Below are 16860 nucleotides of genomic sequence, written 5' to 3' on the forward strand. Positions count from 1 at the left end.
GGCGAGGTGGCCGCGGTGCTCGCCGACGCGGCGCAGGCCACCCGCGCGTGAGGCCGCTGCTCGCGGCCGCCGGTCGGAGCTGCCGCGACAGCGCGTCGGAGCGGGTGAGCGCATCCAGTCGACGCTGCCCCCGTCCTCGGTCGCCTCACCGCGCCGTCGTCACGGCTCTCCGTTCGTCGGGACGACCTGGTACCCGCCCTCGATCGAGCCGTCGGGGTGGAGCGTGATCTGCGTGTACACGGGCGAGCCGTCGACGAGCGCGGTGCCGCTGACCCGCAGAGGCTCTCCTGCCCAGAAGGCGTCCGCGCCCGTGCATCCGGCGATGAAGGTCGCGTCCGGGCGCTGCACCGCGAGGCAGACCTGCGTCTGGTCGGGCGCGGTGATCAAGAGGCGGTCGTCCTGCGCGGTGTCGAAGCCGGATGCGTAGACAGGAGCATCGCCCGCGAGGAGGGCGAGGCCGGCCGGGACATCGGTCGTCGGCTCCCAGGTCTCGACGAGGGCCGCGAAACGGTCGGCGGGAGAGGCGGAGGGAGAGGCGGAGGGGGCCGTGACCGGGTCAGCGGTCGGCGGGAGGAGGAGGGCGGTGGCGGCGAGGGCGCCGAGCGCGACGCCTCCGACAGCGGCGAGGGCGATCACGGGAGTCCGGCGTCGGCGAGACGGAGGCGTCTGCGCTGCGGCGGGCGGGCCGGCCTGCACAGGAGCGGCCCGCGTCGGAGCTGCCTCTGGGGGACTGACCGGCGCGGGAGCGTCCTCGCCGTCGGCTGCGGTGCCGGCGGGGGCCTCGTCCAGGTCGCGGAGCCGTCGCAGGGCCCTGCGCCGCTCCTCCCGGTCGTCGCCGTCGTCGCGGGGCCGGGCCGACAGGATCCGCTCGAGGTCCCTGCGCTCGTCGTCCTCGGCCTGCACTCCGCCAGTATGGCGGCGCCGGACACGGGAACGGCCCACCGCCTCCCGAGACGCCGCGGTCTCAGCGGCGTCCCGGCAGCAGCGGGCCGTTCTGTGGCCGGGCTCAGCCCGACGGGTTCTCGACCGGGTCGCCCTCGGGGTCGGTGGCCGTCTCGGGATCCACGTGCTCGGGATCGGTGGTCTGCGGGTCCTCGGGAGTGTTCTTCTCGGTCATCAGATCCTCCTTGTCGCTGGATGCGGAACGTGCGGACGTCTCCCACGCTACGACCCCCGGCCGGCGGCCGCGCCCGGTTGACTCCGCCGCCCGCACCGCCCCACCCAGCCGGCCACCTGCCAGGACGGCGTGGTCACCGCAAGGCCTGGCAGCGGTCGCGCCCGGTTCGTAGGGTGAGCGCACCGAGCCGAGGAGCCGCAGCGCCACATGATCCGCACCACTGTCACCATCGAAGGGAAGACCTACGGCCTGTCCCAGGGGACCGACGTCGACGATCTGAAGCAGTCGGCGACCCGGGCCACTCAGGCCGGAGGCGGTCTGATCGACTTCGTCATCGTCGGGAACCGCCAGGTCAGCGTGCTGATCTCGTCCGGCGTCCCCGTGATTTTCGAGGAACTCGAGGTCCTGGACGACGACCGCGATACCGGCGATGTCCACCGGCCGTGGGACGATATCGACTACCTCGACTGAGTGGTCTTCCCGTCGGCGCTCTCGCGTGGACGGGGCGCAGACGCCTGAGGGACGCCGCCGGCTGGACCCGGCGTCTCTCGGGCACCTTCTCCGACGCGAACGGGAGGCAGGCCAGAAGGCTGGCCCGCCTCGCCCGCGACGAGGGCGCGCGCCGTGGCGGAGAGGGCCGAGCGCACCTGCTCGTGGCGCCGATGCGTGCGCAGGGAGATCTCGCCCTCCAGGAGCGTCGGGGGGAGGAGAAGCGCTCTCACTCCCGGGCGGAGAGGATGCAGAACTCGTTGCCCTCCGGGTCGGCCAGCACGACCCACGAGCGCTCGCCCTGACCCACGTCGACCCGCGTCGCCCCGAGGCCGACCAGCCGCGCCACCTCCGCCTCCTGGTCGTCCGGCACGAAGTCGAGGTGCAGCCGGTTCTTCAGCGTCTTGCGCTCGGGGACGTCGAGGAACAGCAGGCTCGGGCCGCGGCCGGAGGGAGCGAGTAGCTCGATCCCGTCGTCGTCCTCGTCCACGACGTCCCAGCCGAGCGCCTCCTGCCACCAGTGGCCGACGGTGCGGAAGTCGATGCAGTCGACGATGATCTCTTCGAGTCGGAGGCCCATGTGCCGACGCTAACCGGCGCGAGCGGCGCTGGGGAAGTGGCTCCGTGCCGGAACGGCACGATCAGTGGCGTGCCGGCCGATCGAGCGGCATCCTCGACGCGGGCGCCGTCCCGCCCGAGACGAGGAACCGCATGAGCACCGCACGCGAGCATTGGGAGGCGCGCTACTCGGACGCCGACCGGATCTGGTCGGGCCGCCCCAACGCCACCCTGGTCGACCTGGTCGGCGAGCTGCCGCCTGCCAGTGCCCTCGACCTCGGCGCGGGCGAGGGCGCCGATGCGCTCTGGCTCGCCTCGCGCGGCTGGCGGGTGACGGGCCTCGACCTCTCCGAGACGGCCCTGGGTCGGGCCAGGGCGGCGGCCGCCGAGCAGAACGCCGACATGGCCTTCGTGCAGGCCGACCTCGCCGACCCATGGCCGATCGAGGGCGGGTTCGAGCTGGTCACGGCCGGCTTCCTGCACTCGATGGTCGAGTTCCCGCGGATCGACGTGCTGCGTCGCGCTGCCGGAGTCGTCGTGCCGGGCGGGCACCTGGCCATCGTCTCGCACGTCGCCCCTCCGCCCTGGGCGAGCGGCGAGGAGCACCGCCACGGCGCGGTGCGCCTGCTCGGCCCGGAGGAGGAGTTCGAGGCCCTCGCGCTGGACCCGGCCGAGTGGCTCCCCCGCATCGTCGAGACGCGGGAGCGCTCGGTGACCGCGCCCGACGGAGGTGCGGCGACGCTCCTGGACGGCGTGCTGCTGCTCCAGCGCACCGCCTGATCGGAGGTGTCCGCTTCAGACGCTGCGGCTCGCCGAGAGGCCGGCCGCGACGTCGAGCAGGGAGTCGCCGGTTCGGGCCGCGTAGGCCTGCATCGCGAGCAGTGACTCGGCCTGCGACAGTCCGGTGAGGCGCGCGAGCGTCTCGGCTCCCTCGTGCACCCGGTGGGGCGCCGCGACCGGGTCGCGCCCCTCGGCGTGCCGGGCGAGGATCGAGCGCGACACCAGCACGGCGAGGTCGGCGGCCAGCCGCAGGTGGTCCTCGTCGAACGCGGCGTCGCTGCTGCGATAGACCGTGAGCGCGCCGATCTCGAGCGGTCCGAACCGCAGGGGCAGCGCCGCGACGACCGCGATGCCCTCCTCCCGCAGTGGCGCCGCGAGGAGGGGCCAGCGGAGCCGGTCGGCCGCACGCGCGGCCCGCAGTTGCACCGGCAGGGCGGTCTCGAACGCGTCCCAGCTCGGGCCCTGGCCGAGCCGCACCTGCTCCGCATCGAGACGGGAGGCGGCCGGACTGCTCGCCGCGACCGACTCCTCGCCGAAGAGGCCGCCGAGGCTGGCGACCGCGGCTCCTTCGGCGTCGATCAGGCGCGGGAGCAGCCGGAGGAGGGACGCGAGGTCCTGGTGAGGCGCCTGCGGTCGCAGGAGGGCCGGAGGTCGCACTGTCACCTTCGGAGCGGTCGGCCCCGGTGGGCGCGGGCAGATGGTCGGTGGAGTGAGCATGGCTGGGCCGTTCTCGGGAGGCGGCGGAGCGCGGACGCCGGCGGGCGACGGAGCAGCGTTCGGCGAGGACGGGAGGCGGGTGCGGTCGAACGCACCGGCCGTGGGTGGGCGGCACCCGTCGGTCGGGCACCGACGCGGCTCAGCGGGCCTGGACCGACCGGGTGCGGTCGTTCATGGCGGCGCCCACGAATCCGGTGCTGCCGGCGTAGCCGAAGCTGGCGCCGCTGAAATTCGTGTTCTCCCAGATCTTGACCGTGCAGCCGCCGAAGGTGGCGAACGAGCTGACCCGCCCGTACCAGCTGGAGCCGATGTCACCGACCGACTTCACGGTGCTGCCGTTGCAGGGCGTGCCGCTCGTGACCTCGTAGGAGCTGCCGCCCTGGTTCAGGTCGTCGTACAGTCGCGTGATCACGTAGGTCGCCTGCGTGGTCAGGGCGGCTCTGCTCACCGAGCGCGCGGCCGGCTGCTCGACGACCCGCAGGCCCGTCTCCTCGAGGACCTTCTGGTGCAGGTCCTCCTGCACCGGAGCGCAGAGCTCGCGATCGAGCTCGATGATGCGGATGCAGTTCTCGGCGCCGCCCTCCTCCGCCGCGGCAGGAGGAGCGACGGCGCCGCTCACGAGAAGGACCGCGATACCGGCGGCGACCGCGAAGCGGCGCGCTGAAAACATCTCTATCGTGAACATGAGTCATCTCCCCAGATGAGTGCGGACGTCTGACAACGCGCGCAGGGTCAGCTTGGCCAGGCCCGGGGGAGGTGTCAAGGAAGTGTTCCGACGATCTGCTGCGGATAGTGAGACGATCCGCCTCCTCCGGACACCACTAAGCATGGACTCACCAGCGGATGCGATGTCGGCGACAGAGGCGCCCGCCGCTTCCGCCGACGGTGATGCCGCTCTGCTCGAGGCCGCGCGGCGCGGCGATCGGGCGGCCTTCGGGCGCCTCTACGATCGGCACGCGCCCACCACCTACCGCTACGCCCTCAGCATCGTGCGCGAACCGATCGATGCCGAGGACGTCGTCCAGGACGTGTTCCTCACGACCTGGACCCGGATCGCCGACGCCACCGTGGTCGACGCCTCCGCCCTGCCGTGGCTGCTGACGACCGCACGCTTCACGGCGCTCAACCTGGTCCGCAGCAGGACGCGGGCGCGCAACCGCACCGACGACGCCGATCTGTCCCTCCACCCCGATCACCGCGAGAGTCCGGAGGGCGAAGTCGAGAGACGCCTCCTGGTCGCGGCCATCGAGGACGCGGTCTCCGAGCTCTCTGAGACCGATCAAGCGCTCTACTACCTGTGCATCGAGCAGGGCAGCAGCTACGCCGACGCCGCCAGTGCGCTCGGAGCCTCGCACGGCGCGGTCCGCAACCGCCTGAGCAGACTCCGCGCGACGCTCCGCGCCGCACTGCGCCCCCTCGATCTGCACCCCTCCGAAGGGGAGAACCGATGACCATCGACCTCGGGCCCACGCCCGAACAGCTCGCCCGCATGCGCCACGCCGTCTTCACCGGGATCGCTCTGCGGCAGCGCGTGGCCAGGCGCCGGCGCCTCGCCGGCCTCGGCGTCGCCGCCGTCGTCGCGATCGGCACCAGTGCCGCGGCGATCGCGGTGACCCAGGCCACGAACGACGAGGCGAACACCCGCTTCGACTGCTACTCCGCCCCCGATCTGCGGGCCGAGCGCATCACGACCGCGCTCGCCGACGACGACCGTGACGCGTTCGCCCTCCTGCCGCTCGACGCCCGCGTGGACGCGGCGCTCGACACGTGCCGGGCGAGCTGGAGCGCGGTGCCGGACGGAGCCGTCTCGGGCGGAGCACCGATCGAGGTCGAGAACCCGACCGTCTGCGTGCTCCCTGACTCCCGCCTCGGCGTCTTCCCCAATCCGGAGGACACCGACACCGACCTGTCTGCGAAGGCCTGGGTGCTACGGCGCCGGCCGACGGAGGACGCACAGACTGATCCGGCGAACGGAGGGGTGCGGAGGAAGGGGAACGCCGCATCCGTCCAAGGGAAAGGGACGGCACCCGTCGCGTACTGGGCTCTGGGGAGAGTGACCCGCGGCGGGTGCCGGACCACTGGCCCCGTGTGTCAGCACGGGAAAGCCGCCAGCGTCGCGCTCAGACTCGCACGAAGGGGCGTCGGGCGACAGCCCGACGATTCGTCGGTTGCGGCCGTCCCTGGTCAGGCCCGGTCGTGCAGCGTCACGTGATAGCCGTCGGGGTCGGCGAAGGTGAACGTGCGGCCGAAGGGGCCGTCGATCGGAGCGGCGACGATCTCGTGCCCGTCGGCGGTGAGGGCGTCGTGGATGTCCTGTACGTCCGTGGCGTGGAGCCAGATCGCGGCTCCGATGCCCGGGCGGGCGGCGGAGTCGAGATCGGTGCCGGGAGCCGGGTCGCGGAGGGCGAAGGGGATCGGGGTCGTGTCGAAGACGACGGCGCGCGGCGGCCCGGCGGGCGAGCGCACAAGGCCGAGATACTGCTCGTAGAACGCCCGGGAGGCGTCGAGGTCACGACGCCCACCCCACTGCGTTCTTCGTGGGATTGCGTCTTCTCGCCGAGGAGTCCAGCCCGTCGATCGAACCCTGCGTTCGCCTTCGCGCCCGGCACAGAGCGGGACCGCTCCCGGCCGGTCCGCACGCCGGGCGCTGAGCCCGGTGCTCAGGCCACCAGGTGTTGCGTGATGCGGCCGCGCCCCTCCGACAGCACGACCTCGGCGAGGGCGCCGTTCACCAGCGGTGCCTGCGGAGGCACGTGCCCCGTGTCGACGTCGAGGATCACCGGGAGGCCGAGATCGCCGAGTGCGCGCCGCACCGCGTCCTCCTGACTCAGCCCGGCGGCCTCCGGGCCTGAGGTGCGCCCGATGAGGATTCCTGTGGCTGCGTCGAACCAGCCGGCCAGCCGGAGGGACCGCAGCAGGCGCAGCACCGAGACCGAATCGGACCCGGACGCCTCGAGATACACGATCGTCCCCTCCGGAGCACAGCGGCGTGCGAACTCCGGCACGTCGCCGAACGGCGAGCCGGCGAGCAGCGAGACCGTCTCGAGGCAACCGCCGATCAGCCGACCGCTCATCCAGGTTCGCGCCGTGCAGCGTGGCCAGTCCGGTCAGGAGCGTCAGGGGCAGGAGCAGGGTCGAGATGTCCGACCAGCCGACGAACCAGGCCCGAGACGCGGCGAGCTCCTCCCAGTCGAGCAGCTCGAGCAGCTCGACGGCCAGCTCGCCTCCCCACGGCGGTACGACGGCGTCGGCGCCCCGGAAGGCGGCCTCGAGGTCCTGAGCCCGCTCGGCCGCCGGTGCAGGGGTCAGGCCCTCAAGCGTCGCGTGCGGACGCAGGTGGACGTCGAATCCGCGGCCGGTCAGCGCGGCCACGGCTGCGTGCAACCGCTCGTGCAGCTGCTCCGGAACCCCCATCGACGGCGCGGGCACCTCGATGCGCCCGCCGCGCAGGAGCGGTCGTGGATACGTGATGCCGACCATCCGACGACGCTAGCAAGGCCTCGTGACGCACGTGCGCCCGGCTCCGCCCGGACTCACACCGAGGGGGCGAAGAACTCCTCGATCACCCGCGTCAGGGCCGCGAGATCGTCGATGTGCGCGAGCTCGCGCGCCGAGTGCATCGAGAGTAGCGGCACGCCCACATCGACGGTCGCGATCCCGAGCCGGGTCGCGGTGAGCGGCCCGATCGTGGATCCGCAGGGGACGGTGTTGTTCGAGACGAACTCCTGGTAATCGACGCCAGCCCGCGCGCAGAGGCCCGCCCACAGTGCGGCCCCTCGCGCATCCGTCGCGTAACGCTGCGTCGCGTTGATCTTGAGCAGCGGCCCCTTCCCCGCGACGGGCTGGTTCGCCGGATCGTGCTTCTCGGAGTAGTTGGGGTGCACGGAGTGGCCCGCGTCGGCCGAGAGGCACCAGGAGGAGGCGATCGCCCGGGCGCGCTCGTCGACGCCGGCGCCGAGGGCCGTGCCGATGCGCGAGAGGACGTCCTCGAGGAACGGGCCGCTCGCTCCGGACCGGCTCGCGGAGCCGAGCTCCTCGTGGTCGAAGGCCGCGAGCACGCTGATGTGCGCGGGCGACGTCTGCGGCCCGGCGCTCGCCGCGAGGAGCGCGACGAGGCCGGCGTGCACCGAGCTGAGGTCGTCCATCCGACCGGCGGCCAGGAACACCTCGTCGAGGCCGAAGCGGCGGGGCTGCTGCGTGTCGGCGGTGACCAGGTCGTAGCCGGCGATCTCGGAGGCGTCGTCGAGCCCGGCGTGCGCGGCGAGCAGCCCGAGCAGGTCGACCTCGGCGGCGTCGCCGACGCCGAACACCGGGACCGTGTGCTTCTGCCGATCGAGGGTGAGCGCGTCGTTCGCCGAACGGTCGAGGTGGATCGCGAGCTGAGGGATGCGGAGGAACGGCCCGGTCCGCAGCAGCCGGGTCTCGCCGCCGCGCGTGACCACGCGGCCGGCCAGCTCGAGCTCGCGGTCGAGCCATGAGTTGAGCAGCGGTCCGCCGTAGATCTCGACGCCGGCCTGGAGCCAGCCCTTCGAGCCGATCGTCGGCTGCGGCTTGAGCATGAAGCCGGGCGAGTCGGTGTGCGCGCCCAGGATGCGGAACGGCGTGACCGCGCCGGCTCCTTCGGGCAGGTGCCAAGCGATGATCGCGCCGTCGCGGACGACGTAGTAGCGCCCGGGCGCCGCGGGCCACGCGTGCGTCTCGTCCAGCCCCGTGAATCCTGCCTCCTCGAGTCTGCGTGCCGCCTCGGCCGCCGCGTGGAAGGAGGAGGGGGAGGCGTTCAGGAACTCGGCGAAGTCGGCGATGTGGTCGTCACGCGTGGTCATCCGTCCAGTGAAGCACGCGGCGTGCGACGCCTGCCCCGCGCCTGCCCACCTCGCGTCGAGACGTCGGCGGGCGCGCCGAGACACCGCAGCGGGGGCGGCGCCTCGCCGCGCGAGCGGCGCCTCGAAGCGTAGCTTCGACGGGCTCCCAGGGATGCCGTGTGAGCGGGCGTGCCGTTTCCTGGATAGCTGATCTGAGTGCCTGTACCGGGTGTTTCCAGCAGATCCATACTTTCTCGTTGCCGCGCGGATGAGAGCGCGATCACGTTTTCCCCGCGCACTCTCACTCTTGCGTTCGCGGAATCCGGAGCGTACACCAGCGGGTGAGACAGTGGTCGAGGCGCCCTGCTTGGATTGCACAGTGAACTCCAACAATTCGGGGGTCTTTTCATGCTGAAATCAAGAGTTCTGATGGCCATGGGTGTTTGTATGGCGACACTGCTTGTCGGCGCGATTGCCGGGGCTCCAACCGCCGTGGCTGCTGATTCGAAGGCGTCCGTTCGTTACTATCTGCCAAGTGCTCCTGAGACTTCTTCCGCGGAAAACGACTCCCTCGGGACCAGCCTCTTGGATCCTGGGACAATCGGTCTTTGCAATGCTGGTTTCGGAGACGTGAGCGTCAAGTCGTGGGACGACACTGTCCTGGGGTATGTCGACCTGTTCTGTGGCGACAGCGCCAGTGGCTACATCCACATCCGTGACGGGGATGGGTCGCTCAACGATGTGGGCCACGAAGCAGATTGGCAGGATGTCGTCGACTCGTTCGGTGGAGGATTGTGGGACGACTTCATGCTCTACGCCACAGGCGAGGCCATCGTCGACGACAAGGCGCCAGACGACCACGGAAACGACAAGCTCTGCTTCACGACTTCCATCGATATCTACAAGTCTGACGGCACCTACATCACCACCTATCAGCCCACCGTTATCGTCTCCGCGAACAACAAGAGCGTCATAACGAGTTACCCGACTCACTACCAGTCGGACTGCTGATGATGGCGTCCCGATGGTACGTCGACGGGCCGGTGCCCGCTCGTGGTGAGCCGGAGGGCAGACTCACCCTGCGCCTCCGCGTCGACTATGGGCAGCGGTGGCCGCTGAACGATCACATCGGGGCGACGCCCGCCGACCCGATCGACTGGCGCAGCATCCTCTCGCCCCAGCTGTACGACCGCCTGGTCGCCTGGGCGGCGTTCTTCAACAAGTACGCCGACCATCGCACCGGCCTCTACGGCAGCGAGGAGCGCCGCAAGTGGTTCGATCAGGAGGGTCGCCGGCTGCTCATCGACCTGCGGCGCGAAGCCGGAGACCGGTTCGACTTCACGCTGCACCTCTGGTTCTGAGACGCCGGGAGGCCCGCCGCACCGGTGAGGTGCGACGGGCTCCCCGTGCTCAGCGTCAGCAGCTGCGCGTGGTGTACCGCGCGGTGGCCGCGGCCGTGACGACCGTGCCGCCGACCGTGGCTGTGCCCGTGACCGTCGCCTGGCCCGCGGCGAGCTGCGTCGAGCGCACCGTGTAGGCGGCGGACGCGGACGCGCCCGGCTTCACTCCGGAGAACGTCTTCACGCCCTCCGAGGTGCTGACCGAGACGTCCATCGGCACGGTGTCGCCGTTCTTGGCGACGACCGTCAGCACAACCTTGCCGGCGAGGCAGCGCGACGAGGCCGTCGCACTGACCTTCAGCGAGGACTGCACGGTGACGGTGACCTGGACCGGCATCCGCGAGGCGTCCTGTGCGACTCCCGAGACCGTGAAGGTCCCGGCCGCGGCGTAGGCGGCGGGGGCGACCGCCTCCCACGCCACGTCGGCGGTGCTGGTGGCACCGGCCGCGGTCGTGATGGTGGCGCGGGGCAGCACGGGCGCGGTGCCCGCCGTGGTCGTCGCGGTCAGCGGAGCGACCGAGGCGACGGCCAGGCCCGGGGCGTAGCCCTCGAGCACCTTCTGGTACTCGGCGCGGGTCACCGGGACGACCGTGCCGTGGCGCGGCTTGCCGCCGTCGGCGTTCTGCGGCAGGCCGGCGCGCAGCTTCGCTCCGAGCGGCTGCCAGGAGTCGCCGTTCGCGAGGTCGTCGGTGCCGAACGGGATGTAGTGGTTCGGCCCGTCGTGGTAGTTCGGCTGGTCGATGAAGAGGAACCAGTCGAGGCCGTTCACGTCGCCCTCGTTGGCGGGGAAGACGTTCGGGCCCTCACCGCTGGTGAAGGTCTTGCCGGGCTCGCCATTGGGCAGGCCCGAGGCGACCCGCTCCTTGACCAGAGACCACTCGTCCGCGGGTCCGCCGGCGCCGGGTAGCGAGCCCGTGATGGTGGCCAGGAGGTCGGTGCTCTTCTCCTCCCGGAGCGTCATCGAGGCTTCGTCCTTGGTGAAGCGGTAGTAGGTGTCGCCGTCCTTCGCGACGGTGGAGTCGATGGTCCCGCGTCCGGTGCCGCGCTTGACGTCGATCCACGGCGTCGCCTCCGAGAAGGTGACGAAGTCGTCGGTCGTCGCGTACATCATCTGGTTGTAGGTGACGGCGGTGCGGTCGGCTGCGTTCGTGGTCGGGTACATGTTCGAGGCCCAGAACACCACGTAGGTGTCGAGCTCCTCGTCCCAGAACGCCTCGGGGGCCCAGGTGTTGCCGGCGAAGTCGGTGGACACCTTCACGTGGCGCTGCTCCGACCAGTTCACCAGGTCGGTCGACTCCCACACCTCGATGTAGGTCGAGCCGGACTTCTGGGCGGTGTCGAAGCCGCCGGGGAGTCCGTCGATCTTCAGGTCGGTGGCGAGCATGAAGAACTTGTCGCCCTCGGGGGAGCGGATGATGAACGGGTCGCGCAGGCCCTTCGTCCCCAGGTTCGAGGTGAAGACCGGCTTGCCGTCGTTGAGCGTGTTCCAGCTCAGCGCGTCGTCGCCCTTCGAGGCGGCGAGGCTGATGCGCTCGGCGCCGTCGCCCTCTCCGGTGAAGAACGCCCAGACGTAGGCCTCGGTGTCGTCGGCGCCGGCGGGGAGCGGCTGCACGCGGAGGGTGACGTCGCGGGTGCGGGTGGCGGCTCCGCTCGTGGCCGTCGCGCGGACGACCACGTCGATGGCGGGGCTGCCTGCTGCGGGGCGGTCCACGTCGAGCGTGCGGGTGCCGGCGGCGCTGCCGTCGCGGACGGTCGCTCCGCTCGGGCTGACGACGCTCCACTCGATGCTCGAGCCGAGCGCACCGGTGGAGGGGACCGAGACGTTCGTGCGGATGTCGCCGACGTTCGGGATCGCGATCGCGGCGAGGTCGCGCTGGACCCTGGTGGCGTCGTCGAGCTGTGCGGCGACCGTCACCACGTAGTCGACCGAGCGGGAGTCGGAGCCGACCGTGTACGTCGCGGTCAGGGTCGCGGAGGCGTCCGGCTGCCCCGCGGCCGGCCGCGTGACGGTCGCGGTGCCACCGGTGATCGCGACGGCCGGGCTGCTCGAGCGCCAGGTGATGCCGACCCCGCTGGCGGTGGTGGGCACCGTGAATCCGGCGGTCGCCTCCGTGGGCACCGTGACCGACGCGACGGCGCGGTCGAGGGCCTGCGAGGAGTAGAGCGCTTGCACGGCCGTGCTGCTGAGGGCGCTGTCGTAGACGGCGAAGTCGTCCATCTCGCCGTTCCAGCCCGGATCGTTGTACGTCGAGCGCGCGATGTACGCGACGAGGGACGAGCCGAAGGAGGAGACGTCGCGGGCGATGGTGCTCTGCGAGATCTGCGCGCCGTTGACGTAGACGGTGAGCTTCCCGGTGGTGCCGTCGATCACGGTCGTGTAGAGCGAGAGGCCGGAGGGGGTGCGGGCGCCGAGGGTCGGGGTGCCCGTGGCTCCGGCGCCGACCTCGGTGCTGTAGGGGGCGCTCGCGTTGACGGAGTTGGTGACGACGGACTTCGTGTAGCCGGAGAGGTTGCTCGGGTTGAGCAGCCAGTAGCCGGAGGAGAACTGCGCCCCGGCGGCGACGGGCGCCCCGACGAACGCGGCGGCGACGTTGCCGGTGCCGCCCTTGTTCGCGAGCCAGGTCGAGAAGGTGAGGTTCTTCTTGCCGACGAGGCCGGCGGTGGGGATCTCGAGGGAGGGGGCGGCCGAGGCGGACCCGCCGGGGAGGCTGATCAGTCCGTTGCGGAACTGGGCTCCGGAGCCGCGCAGCGTCGCGCTGTAGCCGTTGCCGCTGCTGTCGGCGACCGTGGTGCCGGAGGGGGCGGTGTCGAAGGTGTAGTGGAGGAGCGGGGTCTCGGTGGCTCCGAAGGCGGAGCTCGGAATCGTGGCGCCGAGCAGCGCCGTGGCGGCGACGGTCGCGACAGCCAGGGCGGTCCTCACCGCCGTTCGTGATCGTCTCATGCGGATGGCCCTCGTGGTCGGTGCGGCGTCGAGGCACGATCCGCAGGGCCGCGGAGGTGTGCGTCTTCGCACGGAATGTGAACGTGAACACTCTATGCGCGGGAGTGCTTTCCTGACCAGGGGCTGTGCGTGTGTTCAGGCCCGCGACGGGGCCCGGCGCTGGCACGATGTCCGCATGGCCTCCGATCGCCCTGTCCTGCTCGTCGTCGACGTCGCCGACGGCGGCCGTGACGATCCGGAGTACGAGATCGAGCTGCAGCTGCTCACCGCGAGCGTCGTCTCGGCCGCCACCGCCGCCGGCTTCGTCGTCGACCGCGTCCCCGCCGCGCAGGCCGGGGCGCCCGAGCTCGAGCGGCGGCTCGCCGCGGCCGATGCCGTCGTCGTCACCGGCGGCGAGGATGTCGATCCGCAGTTCTACGGCGGCCGGCCGGACGACCCGCACCGCGGCCAGTCCTTCCCCGAGGCCGACCGCGCGCAGATCGCGCTCGTCCGCCGGGCTGTCGAGACCCGCACCCCGCTGGTCGGCATCTGCCGGGGCATGCAGCTGGTGAACGTCGCGCTCGGCGGCGACCTGCTGCAGCATCTCGGCGGACACGTCGGCCGCTCGGTGCCGGGCGAGCACCTGTCCGCGATGGTCGAGCACCGTGTAGCCCTCGATCCCGCGAGCGCCCTTGCCCGCATCCTCGGCGCCGTCGAGCTCGATGTGCGCAGCGCTCACCACCAGGCCGTCGACCGCCCGGGCGAGGGGCTCGTGGTGGTCGCCCGTGCCGACGACGGCACCGTCGAGGCCCTCGAGCACGAGTCCGCGCCGCTCTGGTGCGTGCAGTGGCACCCGGAGGAGGCGGGCTCGCGCGGCACCGTGCTCACCGACCTGCTCGGAGCGGCGCTCGCCGCGGTCCGCTGACGTCGCGTTCCGACCGGACCGGCGGCAGAGGCCCCGGGCGGTGACAGTCGAGGCGCGTCTCAGGAGGGCAGGTCGGGAGCCGGGTAGCCGTCCCAGCCGCCGTCGATACCGCCCTCGCTCGACTCTGCGGCGATGCGGCGGCGGATGTAAGCGCCGAGGTAGGGGAGCGAGAACTGCACGTACCCGTGGCCGGCGGGATGCACGTAACCCGAGTCGATGAGCCGCTTCTTGTAGACCTGCACGTAGGCGTCGGACACCCCCATCCGACGCACGATGTCCGCGACTCTGCTCCGATCCTCGTCCTCGGCCATCGCGCTCATGAACTTCTGGTCGACATCCGAGAGGTCCCCGTACACGCGACTGATGACCCGGCTCTCGACGGCGCGGATGGCTCGATCGTGCGCGACGGTGGCGTCGGCGAGCGTGATCGACGGGGCGGTGCTGTCGTTGCGCCAGGCGTAGTCGCCCGCAAGCTGGACGAGGTAGGGATAGCCCTGGGAGAGGGAGACGAGGGTACGCAGCGCTTCCTTGTCGATGCTGCGCCCGCCCAGACGCGCTGTCTCGACGAAGACGCGCTGCGTCTCGGAGGCGGAGAGGCGTTCGAACTGCACCTCGCGGGAGCGTCGGAGGAAGGTGGTGTGCTCGGCCGCGAGGAGGGCATCGAGGCTGACCCTCACCCCTGCGAAGACGATCATGACCGGGGCGCCGTCCTCGAGGGCGTGCGAGACCTGCAGGGCGAAGGAGCTGAGCTCGCGCAGGCGGACCTTGCCGGAGGAGACCTCGTCGATGGTGATGAGAATGCCGCCGCTGCCGGCGAGCGCCGAGGACAGGGCGACGAGGTCCGTCCGGAGTTGCGGCTTGACCGTCCGCTGGCGATCGACGTACTGGACCTCGGCGTTGAACTGCCAGACGCCCAGCGTGGTGAGTCTCGCCCGGGTGGCGGGAGCCATCCCGTTGATGAGAGTGGGGATGGCGGAGTCCATGATCCGCCCGGTGAGGCCTGCGCTGGCGTCGTCGCTGATGACCACCCAGCCCGCGTCGCGAGCGGCGTCCTGCAGTGTGGTGAGGAACGAGGTCTTTCCCGCTCCGCGGAGTCCGGAGACGAGCACCGAGTGGTTCTCGCCGAAGTCGAGGGTCTCGAACACCGACTGGAGTTCGCGGAGCTCTTCCCCGTGACCGCCGAAGACGGCAGGCTTCTTCCCGTACCCGGGTGTGAAGGGGCTGGGCGCGCTGTCGGTCATGAAGGCCTCCAAATCGTATTCATTTTATTCTATTCTGCGCCGCGCAGCCCCGCGGGAGTCGGCGGGGACGGCCGCTCGCCGCCCCCCGCCCCGCCTACTTGATCGACCCGCGCATCACTCCGCTGACCACCCAGCGCTGGGCGAACAGGTACACGATCAGCAGCGGCGCCATCGCCATCAGGTAGGACGCGAAGGCGACGGTGTAGTTCGTGTTGAACTGCCCCTGGAAGACGTACTCGGCCAGCGGCAGGGTGCGCGCGGAGGGATCCGAGAGCACCACGAGCGGCAGGATGAAGTCGTTCCACGCCCACACGCAGGTCAGGATGCCGACGGTGGCGTTCATCGGGCCGAGCAGCGGGAAGATCACCTGCCAGTAGGTGCGCCAGGTCGAGGCGCCGTCGGTGCGGGCCGCCTCCTCGAGTTCGATCGGGATCGAGCGGATGAACGCGGTGTAGATGAACGTGTTGATCGAGAGGCCGAACACGGCGTAGAGCAGGATCAACCCGGCCTGGTTGTCCAGGCCCAGCAGCGCCGTCTCCTTCACCACCGGCAGCATGATGATGGGGAACGGCACGAAGACCGCCGCGAGCAGGTAGAAGTAGACGCCCTTGAAGAACGGCTTGTGCATGTTGCGGGCGACCGCGTACGCGACCATCGAGTTCGAGAACAGCGTCAGCACGACGGCTCCGACCGTGATCAGCGCCGTGTTCACGAACGCCTGAGGGAAGCGGGTCGCCGTCCACGCCTCGGCGAAATTGCCCCACGAGATCGAGGTCGGCAGCTCGAAGCCGGTCCCGCCGAGCTGGTCGGGCGTCTTGAGCGCCGTCACGACGGCGAAGTAGAGCGGCAGGAGGATCGTCAGCGAGCAGACGGCGATGAGCGCGGTCGCCCACCAGTTGATCCGGTGCGTGTCGCGTGAGGGTCGGCGCCTGCCCTCGGGCTCGCCGAGGGCGATGGCGGTTGTGGGAGTGGTGGTCGATGTCATCAGAACGAGGCCTCTCTGCGGCTGAGGACTCGGAACTGGATCAGCGAGACCACGATGATGATGAGGAAGTAGAGGACGGCGTTGGCCGTCTGATACGCGTATTCGCCGCCCTGGAATCCGCCGCGGTAGATCAGCAGCGTGATCGACTCCGTCGAGGTGCCGGGGCCGCCGTTGGTGAGGGCGATGATGTGGTCGAACACCTGGAGGAAGTTCTTCATCGAGATGACCATGTTGATCGTGAAGAACGAGGCGATCAGTGGGAACGTGATCGAGGTGAACTGCCGCCACTTCCCCGCCCCGTCGAGGGATGTCGCCTCGTAGAGCTCGCCCGGGATCGTCTGCAGCCCCGCGAGGTAGATGATGATCGAGAAGGCCGAGGCCTGCCAGACCGCCAGCACGACGATCGCGACCCACGCCCAGTCCGCGTTCGCCAGGATGTTCTCGCCGATCACCGGGATCGAGCCGAGGATCTGCGGCAGCGAGTTCGCGAACAGGTACTGGAACACGTAGCCGATGACGAGGGTCGAGAGCACGTAGGGGATGAAGTAGATCCCCCGGAAGGCCGTCTGGAACCTGATCTTCGCGTTCAGCGCCACGGCGATGGCGAGCGAGATCACGTTCACCAGCACGGTGGCCACGATCGCGAAGCCGAAGGTGAACCCGTAGGCCTTCCAGACCCGGTCGTCCTGGAGGAGCGCCAGATAGTTGGAGGCGCCGATCAGGTCCCAGGAGCCGTAGCCGGCGTAATCCGTGAAGCTGAAGAAGACGCCGGTGAGCACCGGCACGGTGTGCAGCGCGAAGAAGAGCAGGACGGCGGGGACCGTCATCCAGTAGAACGTCGTGGAGGTGCGCCCGATGGTGCGCTTCCTCCGAGGCGGCGGAGGCGTCGTCGCCGCCTGCGCGGGGGCCGTCGTGGTCGTGGTCAT

General features: G+C 70.8%; 18 protein-coding genes and 1 pseudogene. 7 read left to right on the forward strand and 12 right to left on the reverse strand.

From position 1 onward, the window contains the following. Positions 1-159: 159 nt before the first annotated feature. Entirely contained in the window at positions 160-903 is a 744-nt protein-coding gene (locus tag ACH61_RS04055) for a hypothetical protein (RefSeq protein ID WP_068208864.1), read from the reverse strand. A 421-nt stretch (positions 904-1324) separates the two neighbouring features. Here ACH61_RS04055 and ACH61_RS04060 point away from each other — a divergent pair, with 421 nt between their 5' ends. Next, a complete protein-coding gene (locus tag ACH61_RS04060; protein ID WP_068208867.1) occupies positions 1325-1588 on the forward strand; it encodes a hypothetical protein in 264 nt (87 codons plus the stop codon). Between the two features lie 247 nt (positions 1589-1835). On the opposite strand, the gene ACH61_RS04065 is transcribed toward ACH61_RS04060, so the two are convergent. After that, complete coding sequence (locus ACH61_RS04065) at positions 1836-2186, reverse strand: VOC family protein (protein ID WP_068208869.1); 351 nt, start codon at positions 2184-2186, stop codon at positions 1836-1838. Positions 2187-2317: 131 nt separating this feature from the next. Between ACH61_RS04065 and ACH61_RS04070 the strand changes: the two genes are divergently transcribed. Next, positions 2318-2944, forward strand: coding sequence for a class I SAM-dependent methyltransferase (locus ACH61_RS04070; RefSeq protein ID WP_068208942.1), 627 nt, complete (start codon positions 2318-2320; stop codon positions 2942-2944). A gap of 15 nt (positions 2945-2959) precedes the next feature. Here ACH61_RS04070 and ACH61_RS04075 read toward each other — a convergent pair whose 3' ends face one another. Both ACH61_RS04075 and ACH61_RS04080 read right to left on the reverse strand, forming a co-directional pair. Beyond that, positions 2960-3607 carry a GAF domain-containing protein gene (locus ACH61_RS04075; RefSeq protein ID WP_158286139.1) on the reverse strand — a complete coding sequence of 216 codons (648 nt, stop codon included), beginning with the start codon at positions 3605-3607 and terminating at the stop codon, positions 2960-2962. A gap of 193 nt (positions 3608-3800) precedes the next feature. Beyond that, positions 3801-4331, reverse strand: coding sequence for a peptidase inhibitor family I36 protein (locus tag ACH61_RS04080; RefSeq protein WP_068208872.1), 531 nt, complete (start codon positions 4329-4331; stop codon positions 3801-3803). A gap of 157 nt (positions 4332-4488) precedes the next feature. Between ACH61_RS04080 and ACH61_RS04085 the strand changes: the two genes are divergently transcribed. Together ACH61_RS04085 and ACH61_RS04090 are read left to right on the forward strand one after the other, a co-directional pair. Then, positions 4489-5112 carry an RNA polymerase sigma factor gene (locus tag ACH61_RS04085; protein ID WP_199220901.1) on the forward strand — a complete coding sequence of 208 codons (624 nt, stop codon included), beginning with the start codon at positions 4489-4491 and terminating at the stop codon, positions 5110-5112. Then, the gene (locus ACH61_RS04090; RefSeq protein WP_068208879.1) at positions 5109-5873 is read left to right on the forward strand and encodes a hypothetical protein; all 765 of its coding nucleotides are present in this window, start codon (positions 5109-5111) and stop codon (positions 5871-5873) included. The genes ACH61_RS04085 and ACH61_RS04090 overlap by 4 nt, the downstream gene beginning before the upstream one ends. Here the strand turns inward: ACH61_RS04090 and ACH61_RS04095 are convergent. The 4 genes and pseudogenes from ACH61_RS04095 to ACH61_RS04105 all read right to left on the reverse strand — a co-directional run bounded on the left by ACH61_RS04095 (position 5846) and on the right by ACH61_RS04105 (position 8484). Then, positions 5846-6205, reverse strand: a complete 360-nt coding sequence (locus ACH61_RS04095) for a VOC family protein (RefSeq protein WP_068208945.1) — start codon at positions 6203-6205, stop codon at positions 5846-5848. The genes ACH61_RS04090 and ACH61_RS04095 overlap by 28 nt on opposite strands. 116 nt (positions 6206-6321) lie before the next feature. Then, on the reverse strand, positions 6322-6735 hold the full coding sequence (locus ACH61_RS18150; RefSeq protein WP_236713532.1) for a S66 peptidase family protein: 414 nt from the start codon (positions 6733-6735) through the stop codon (positions 6322-6324). A gap of 70 nt (positions 6736-6805) precedes the next feature. Continuing rightward, positions 6806-7141, reverse strand: a pseudogene (locus ACH61_RS18155) (LD-carboxypeptidase); the annotation flags it as partial. 53 nt (positions 7142-7194) lie between these two features. After that, positions 7195-8484: a M18 family aminopeptidase gene (locus tag ACH61_RS04105; RefSeq protein WP_068208882.1), complete on the reverse strand. Its 1290-nt coding sequence runs from the start codon at positions 8482-8484 to the stop codon at positions 7195-7197. Positions 8485-8871: 387 nt separating this feature from the next. On the opposite strand from ACH61_RS04105, the gene ACH61_RS16730 reads away from it, so the two are divergent. Together ACH61_RS16730 and ACH61_RS04115 are read left to right on the forward strand one after the other, a co-directional pair. Next, a complete protein-coding gene (locus ACH61_RS16730) occupies positions 8872-9474 on the forward strand; it encodes a hypothetical protein (protein ID WP_132505855.1) in 603 nt (200 codons plus the stop codon). After that, the gene (locus tag ACH61_RS04115; RefSeq protein WP_132505852.1) at positions 9474-9824 is read left to right on the forward strand and encodes a hypothetical protein; all 351 of its coding nucleotides are present in this window, start codon (positions 9474-9476) and stop codon (positions 9822-9824) included. The genes ACH61_RS16730 and ACH61_RS04115 overlap by 1 nt, the downstream gene beginning before the upstream one ends. 55 nt (positions 9825-9879) lie before the next feature. On the opposite strand, the gene ACH61_RS04120 is transcribed toward ACH61_RS04115, so the two are convergent. After that, entirely contained in the window at positions 9880-12804 is a 2925-nt protein-coding gene (locus tag ACH61_RS04120) for an immunoglobulin-like domain-containing protein (RefSeq protein ID WP_082845004.1), read from the reverse strand. Positions 12805-12979: 175 nt separating this feature from the next. On the opposite strand from ACH61_RS04120, the gene ACH61_RS04125 reads away from it, so the two are divergent. After that, complete coding sequence (locus tag ACH61_RS04125; RefSeq protein WP_068208900.1) at positions 12980-13708, forward strand: gamma-glutamyl-gamma-aminobutyrate hydrolase family protein; 729 nt, start codon at positions 12980-12982, stop codon at positions 13706-13708. Between the two features lie 59 nt (positions 13709-13767). Here the strand turns inward: ACH61_RS04125 and ACH61_RS04130 are convergent, their stop codons facing one another. The 3 genes from ACH61_RS04130 to ACH61_RS04140 form a co-directional block, all read right to left on the reverse strand. Next, a complete protein-coding gene (locus tag ACH61_RS04130) occupies positions 13768-14949 on the reverse strand; it encodes an ATP-binding protein (protein ID WP_068208901.1) in 1182 nt (393 codons plus the stop codon). 94 nt (positions 14950-15043) lie between these two features. After that, the gene (locus tag ACH61_RS04135; protein WP_068208902.1) at positions 15044-15934 is read right to left on the reverse strand and encodes a carbohydrate ABC transporter permease; all 891 of its coding nucleotides are present in this window, start codon (positions 15932-15934) and stop codon (positions 15044-15046) included. Then, positions 15934-16860 carry a carbohydrate ABC transporter permease gene (locus tag ACH61_RS04140; RefSeq protein ID WP_068208903.1) on the reverse strand — a complete coding sequence of 309 codons (927 nt, stop codon included), beginning with the start codon at positions 16858-16860 and terminating at the stop codon, positions 15934-15936. Before ACH61_RS04140 ends, ACH61_RS04135 begins: the two co-directional genes overlap by 1 nt.

The organism is Rathayibacter tanaceti (assembly GCF_001634385.1).
GTDB classification, from domain to species: Bacteria; Actinomycetota; Actinomycetes; order Actinomycetales; family Microbacteriaceae; genus Rathayibacter; species Rathayibacter tanaceti.

Coding starts and splice junctions, on each gene's coding strand:
- ACH61_RS04070 (WP_068208942.1), top strand. CDS start 2,318: ATGAGCACCGCACGCGAGCATTGGGAGGCGCGCTACTCGGACGCCGAC.
- ACH61_RS16730 (WP_132505855.1), top strand. CDS start 8,872: ATGCTGAAATCAAGAGTTCTGATGGCCATGGGTGTTTGTATGGCGACA.
- ACH61_RS04115 (WP_132505852.1), top strand. CDS start 9,474: ATGATGGCGTCCCGATGGTACGTCGACGGGCCGGTGCCCGCTCGTGGT.
- ACH61_RS04065 (WP_068208869.1), bottom strand. CDS start 2,186: ATGGGCCTCCGACTCGAAGAGATCATCGTCGACTGCATCGACTTCCGC.
- ACH61_RS04085 (WP_199220901.1), top strand. CDS start 4,489: ATGGACTCACCAGCGGATGCGATGTCGGCGACAGAGGCGCCCGCCGCT.
- ACH61_RS04080 (WP_068208872.1), bottom strand. CDS start 4,331: ATGTTTTCAGCGCGCCGCTTCGCGGTCGCCGCCGGTATCGCGGTCCTT.
- ACH61_RS04130 (WP_068208901.1), bottom strand. CDS start 14,949: ATGACCGACAGCGCGCCCAGCCCCTTCACACCCGGGTACGGGAAGAAG.
- ACH61_RS18150 (WP_236713532.1), bottom strand. CDS start 6,735: ATGAGCGGTCGGCTGATCGGCGGTTGCCTCGAGACGGTCTCGCTGCTC.
- ACH61_RS04135 (WP_068208902.1), bottom strand. CDS start 15,934: ATGACATCGACCACCACTCCCACAACCGCCATCGCCCTCGGCGAGCCC.
- ACH61_RS04060 (WP_068208867.1), top strand. CDS start 1,325: ATGATCCGCACCACTGTCACCATCGAAGGGAAGACCTACGGCCTGTCC.
- ACH61_RS04105 (WP_068208882.1), bottom strand. CDS start 8,484: ATGACCACGCGTGACGACCACATCGCCGACTTCGCCGAGTTCCTGAAC.
- ACH61_RS04120 (WP_082845004.1), bottom strand. CDS start 12,804: ATGAGACGATCACGAACGGCGGTGAGGACCGCCCTGGCTGTCGCGACC.
- ACH61_RS04140 (WP_068208903.1), bottom strand. CDS start 16,860: ATGACCACGACCACGACGGCCCCCGCGCAGGCGGCGACGACGCCTCCG.
- ACH61_RS04125 (WP_068208900.1), top strand. CDS start 12,980: ATGGCCTCCGATCGCCCTGTCCTGCTCGTCGTCGACGTCGCCGACGGC.
- ACH61_RS04090 (WP_068208879.1), top strand. CDS start 5,109: ATGACCATCGACCTCGGGCCCACGCCCGAACAGCTCGCCCGCATGCGC.